General features: G+C 68.5%; 3 protein-coding genes. All 3 read left to right on the top strand.

Going from position 1 to position 3,313, the window contains the following annotated elements; genetic code table 11:
- Positions 1 to 91: 91 nt before the first annotated feature.
- Genes ACWDA7_RS51485 through ACWDA7_RS51475 form a run of 3 tightly spaced genes read left to right on the top strand, consistent with a single transcriptional unit; the run spans position 92 to position 3,224 of the window.
- Positions 92 to 1,306: a site-specific integrase gene (locus ACWDA7_RS51485; protein WP_450614966.1), complete on the top strand. Its 1,215-nt coding sequence runs from the start codon at positions 92 to 94 to the stop codon at positions 1,304 to 1,306.
- A complete protein-coding gene (locus ACWDA7_RS51480; RefSeq protein WP_450614964.1) occupies positions 1,303 to 2,238 on the top strand; it encodes a tyrosine-type recombinase/integrase in 936 nt (311 codons plus the stop codon). Before ACWDA7_RS51485 ends, ACWDA7_RS51480 begins: the two co-directional genes overlap by 4 nt.
- Positions 2,235 to 3,224, top strand: coding sequence for a tyrosine-type recombinase/integrase (locus ACWDA7_RS51475; protein ID WP_450614962.1), 990 nt, complete (start codon positions 2,235 to 2,237; stop codon positions 3,222 to 3,224). Before ACWDA7_RS51480 ends, ACWDA7_RS51475 begins: the two co-directional genes overlap by 4 nt.
- Positions 3,225 to 3,313 lie beyond the last annotated feature (89 nt).

Raw genomic sequence — 3,313 nt, 5'->3', positions numbered from 1 at the left:
TTAAGGGGATGTTCGCAGGTTCCGGATCGTCCTGCTGGTTCCTTTCGTTGCACGGCCCCTGACAGGGGTCCCTGAACGAGAGGAGACGATCATGACGACGGTTCCGTGTTGGGCTCGGGTGCGTGGTCCGCTGGCTCCGTACGCCGTGGCCTTCCGGGTTGAGCTGGAGCGGCTGGGGTATACGCCGCTGACGGCGGCCGGGCACCTGCGGTTGGTGGCCCACTTGAGCCGCTGGATGCTCGAGCGGCACCTGGAGCCTTCGGCGTTGACGCAGACCACGGTGGACGCCTACTTCGCCGAGCGTCGCGCGCTCGGCTACGTCAACTCCGTCACCGGCCGGTCCCTGCGGCCGCTGCTGGACTACCTGCGGTGCTTGGGAGTGGCCCCGCCAGTGACACCGGCGGCGCCGACGACACCGGTGGAGGTGCTGTTGGCCCGCTACCGGGACTACCTGAGCGTCGAGCGGGGCCTGGCGGCCACGACCGTCGAGCTGAACGTGCGCCTGGTTCGCCCGTTCCTGCTTGGCCTGGCAGGGACCGAGGGCCGACTTGACCTGGGCGGGCTGGACGCGGGTGAGGTGACCGCGTTCGTACTGGAGCAATCCCGCCAGCGACCGGGTTCGGTGGGGCGGATGGTGACCGCGCTGCGGTCCTTGCTCAGTTTCCTCCATATCAGCGGCATGATCGAGAAGCCGCTGTCCACGGCGGTGCTGGCGGTGCCCGGCTGGACGCAGACCAGCCTGCCTAAAGGGCTGCCGGACGAGCAGGTCACGGCGCTGCTGGCGTCCTGCGATCGAGGTTCGGCGACCGGGCGCCGGGACTTCGCGATCCTCACCCTGCTCGTCCGCCTCGGCCTGCGGGCCGGAGAGGTCGCCGCACTGACCTTGTCCGACATCCACTGGCGACACGGCGAGATCACCGTGCGGGGCAAGGGCAACCGATGTGACCGCTTGCCGTTACCAGCCGATGTCGGAGAAGCCGTCGTCGACTACCTGCGCGACGGACGCCCGGAGCGCGCGCAGGAGGGCACCGTCTTCGTCCGCGCCCAGGCCCCCTACCGGGCGCTGACCTCCAACGGAGTCACCACGGTCGTGGTCATCGCGGGCCGACGGGCCGGCCTGGGCCTGATCGGCGCCCACCGGCTGCGGCACTCCGCGGCGACCGCGATGCTGAGCGCCGGCGGATCGCTGACCGAGATCGGACAGGTCCTACGCCATCAACGCCTGCTGACCACCGCGATCTACGCGAAGGTCGACCAGCGGACGCTGCGGCAGCTGGTCCGTCCCTGGCCCGGTGATGCGGCATGAGCACCCGCCGGTCGCTACGCCTGGAACTGGACCACTACCTCAGCCTGCGCCGCGCGCTGGGGTTCAAGCTCCACAACGTCGGACGGCTGCTCAGCCAGTTCGTCGACTACCTCGATGAACACGGCGTTCACACGCCCACCACCGAGTCCGCACTGGCTTGGGCGACGCTGCCCGCTGGAGCCTCGAGCAGTTGGCGGGCGATCCGTCTGTCCGCGGTGCGCGGTTTCGCCGCCTATCTGCACAGCATCGATCCCAGCGTCGAGGTCCTCCCGGCCGGTCTGATCCGCCATGGACCGGACCGAGCCACCCCCTATCTGTATTCCGAGCCGGAGATCCTCGCGCTGATGCGGGAGGCCGCCGGACTGCGTCCGCAGCTGCGGGCGGCCACCTACCAGACGTTGATCGGCCTGCTCGCGGTCAGCGGCCTGCGCGTCGGCGAGGCGATCGCGTTGGACAGCGCCGACCTCGACATCGACAGCGAGCTGCTGGTGGTGCGGCACACCAAGTTCGACAAGTCCCGTCTGGTGCCGCTGCATCCGAGTGCGATCGAGGCCCTGCGACGCTACATGGACCTTCGTGACCGGACACGTTCGTATCGGGCATGCCCGGCCCTGCTGGTGTCCTCCACCGGGACCCGGCTGCTGCATTCCAACATCGGACTCACCTTCACCCGGCTGGCCAGCCAGGCCGGGATCACCCGCCGCTCGGCGTCCTGCCGACCGCGAATCCACGACCTTCGGCACGGCTTCGCGGTGTCCACCGTGCTGGACTGGTACCGCGAAGACGCGGACGTGGCGGCCATGATGCCCCGGCTGTCGACCTACCTGGGGCACACCGATCCGAAACATACCTACTGGTATCTGTCGGCCGCTCCGGAGCTGATGGCGCTGGCCGGACGACGCCTGGACGCTCACCTGGCAGGTCACCCATGAACACCCTCGCGCCACTCCTGCAGTCATTCTTCACCGACCGCCTCGTTCGGCAGCGGCAGGCCAGCGGCCATACGATCGCCGCCTACCGCGACGCGGTCAAACTGCTGCTGGTCTTCGCTGCCGACCAGACCGGGAAGCCACCCTCCCGTCTGGATGTCGCCGACCTGGACGCACCGTTGATCGGTGCGTTCCTCCACCATCTGGAGGCCGACCGCGGCAACGGCATCCGGACCCGCAACGCTCGCCTGGCCGCGATCCATTCGCTGTTTCGCCATGCGGCCCTGCAGCGTCCCGAGGACGCCGCGATCATCGCGCGGGTGCTGGCGATCCCACCCAAGCGCTTCGACCGCACCCTGGTCACCTACCTGACCGAGGAGGAGATCAACGCGTTGCTCGAAGCCTGCGATCAGGGAACCCGGACCGGACGACGCGACCATGCGCTACTGATGCTGGCCTGCCAAACCGGGCTCCGCGCCAGCGAACTGACCGGGTTGACCGTGGGCGACGTGCACCTGGGCGTCGGCCCGCACATCAGCTGCCTGGGCAAGGGGCGAAAGCAGCGCATCACCCCGCTGGCCGTGAGCACCGTCGCCACGTTGAAGAACTGGATGAACGAACGTGGCGGTCTTCCCTCCGACCCGCTGTTTCCAGCCCGCCGAGGCGAGGCTCTGAGCCGCGACGGGTTGGAGCGACGCATCACCAAGCACGCGGCCACCGCCACACGCTCCTGCCCGACTCTGCTCGGCAAGAAGGTCTCACCGCACGTCATGCGTCATTCCGCCGCGATGCGGCTGCTGCACGCTGGCGTCGACACCGCTGTGATCGCCTTGTGGTTGGGGCACGAAAACGTCGCAACTACACAGATTTACATCCATGCTGACCTTGCGCTCAAGGAGCAGGCGTTGGCCAGGACCGCCCCGCAGGACGCCACCCCGGGCCGCTACCAACCCACCGATACCATCCTGGCATTCCTCGACGGTCTGTAGATTATGCCGCTCACCTACGGCCGGGCGCTGTCGCCATGACGGCTCCCGGCCGCCACCTCGGCATAACAGCAGGGTCCGCATAAGAGGCC

The organism is Streptomyces sp. NPDC001156 (assembly GCF_053598275.1).
This window is presented reverse-complemented; position numbering and strand designations above follow the sequence as displayed.